This is a genomic window from Pseudoalteromonas sp. Z9A5, from assembly GCF_011378875.1.
Lineage (GTDB): Bacteria > Pseudomonadota > Gammaproteobacteria > Enterobacterales > Alteromonadaceae > Pseudoalteromonas.
On the sequence record NZ_WTLC01000104.1, the window covers coordinates 1 to 1,102 of the forward strand.

Annotated in this window: 1 protein-coding gene; it reads right to left on the reverse strand. The window is 39.4% G+C overall.

Annotation, left to right across the window (positions count from 1 at the left end; genetic code table 11):
• Positions 1–35: 35 nt before the first annotated feature.
• A complete protein-coding gene (locus tag GQR56_RS21185; RefSeq protein WP_166115351.1) occupies positions 36–1,010 on the reverse strand; it encodes a transposase in 975 nt (324 codons plus the stop codon).
• Positions 1,011–1,102: the final 92 nt, after the last annotated feature.

Below are 1,102 nucleotides of genomic sequence, written 5' to 3' on the forward strand. Positions count from 1 at the left end.
ATTTATTACCGAAAGTTTTACTGAGTAGTTTAAGTTTATGCAAGTAGCTTTTCGCAGTTACTGATGTTCGCTCGCCGTTTTCTGTTTAAATTTTCGCAGTAACCTATTTGTGAAGTGGGCCTGCCTACTGCACCATGAAATACGCGCGTAAATTGCGTAGTCAGTTTTAACCAGTTTTCTGGGGAAATATTTAACCTTTCTAGCAAAGGGAGGTTCATATTATCAATATATCCGCGTTTATCCTCCCGTATTATTCGCCCTGTTAGTTCAACAAGTTCAAGGTACGATTTAAGCTCAAATGGCAATCCTTTAGGCATAATTTGACGTGGCATGCCTGCAAAACGTAATAACTGTTTAGGTTGTTTTCCTTCTGATGCTGTTATTAAACGCTTTTGTACACTGGTATGCTTTGACTGCTCCGGCGTTTTAGCCATTTTAGCTCTAATGGGATTTAAATCTACATAGGCCATACAAGCGGCAAGTGCGGCTTCATCAAGAAGTGCTTGTGACCTGAAGCGACCCTCCCAAAATCTACCTGTGCAGTTATCTTCTTTATTTGCTCTGCGGGCAATGTCTTCATTTAATAGCCGCATAAACCAGCTGATACTTGATAGACGTTCTCGGTATTGCTTCACTGTTTGATTAAAAAAGATAAGCTCAACTTTACTTAGCTTTTCACCCTGCATGTATTTTTGCGTAAGTACAGTGCCTTTACAAAGCTTATGCCAGCGAATAACAATCGCTTTATCATTCAGCCTATTTGCTTTTTTATCGTCAACATACAACACTAAATGCGTGTGATTACTCATAACGGCATAAGCACAGACATCAATGCAGAATACCTTGGCTAATTCGAGTAATTTATCTTCAACCCACCCTCTGCGATGCTCGTAAGATTGACCTGTAAAGTGATCTTCACCACACAAAAAAGCACGACGCACGCAACGTGAAATACAGTGATAATATTTTGTATCAACCAAACTTATTTGACGCTTTCTTGCGATTGCCATAAGACACTCTGCTTGTTTTTCACACTGATAAAAGCCTAGTACTTAGTTAGCCAAACTGCAAACAATTAGGATGGATGTCTAGCTTATTTTTG